Consider the following 673-nt stretch of genomic DNA (forward strand, 5'->3'; position numbering starts at 1 on the left):
ACCAGGGCATCAAGGCCACCGACATCCCGGTGGTGGCCTTCTCGGTGGGCGAGGAGGAACTTGACGACATCGACGCCAAGCCGCTGGTCGGCCACCTCGCCGCCTGGAACTACTTCGAGTCGATCAAGACGCCGGAGAACGAAGAGTTCATCAAGAAGTGGCAGGCGTTCCGGAAGAACCCGAAGGCCGTCACCAACGACCCGATGGAGGCCAGCTATATCGGCTTCAACATGTGGGTGAAGGCGGTCGAGAAGGCCGGCACCACCGACCCCGACAAGGTGATCGCGGCGCTGCCGGGCATCGAGCAGAAGAACCTCACCGGCGGCACCGCCACCATGCTGCCGAACCACCACATCACCAAGCCGGTCTTCATCGGCGAGATCGAGGCGAACGACCAGTTCGACGTGGTCTGGAAGACCGACAAGCTGATCCCCGGCGAGGCGTGGTCGAAGCAGCTTGAGGGCTCGAAGGACCTCGAGGCCGACTGGGTCAAGCTCAAGTGCGGCAACTACAACACCAAGACCAAGACCTGCGGCGGCGCGTAAGCCCAGCACTCCCTCTCCCCGCACGCGGGGAGAGGGCTCCGGCGACCGCGTCGTCGCCGGAGCGAGGCGGCAGCCGAAGGTGAGGGGGCGGCTCCGGATGAGCTTCATCCGTTCAAGCCCCCTCACCG

Annotated in this window: 1 protein-coding gene; it reads left to right on the plus strand. The window is 65.1% G+C overall.

What is annotated here, in order from left to right; all coding sequences use genetic code 11:
• On the plus strand, window positions 1-545 hold a 545-nt coding region (locus MKK65_RS24320; protein ID WP_243960552.1), incomplete at its 5' end, for a transporter substrate-binding protein.
• Window positions 546-673: the final 128 nt, after the last annotated feature.

Origin of the sequence: Methylobacterium sp. J-001 (assembly GCF_022829565.1) — a bacterium.
Lineage (GTDB): Bacteria > Pseudomonadota > Alphaproteobacteria > Rhizobiales > Beijerinckiaceae > Methylobacterium.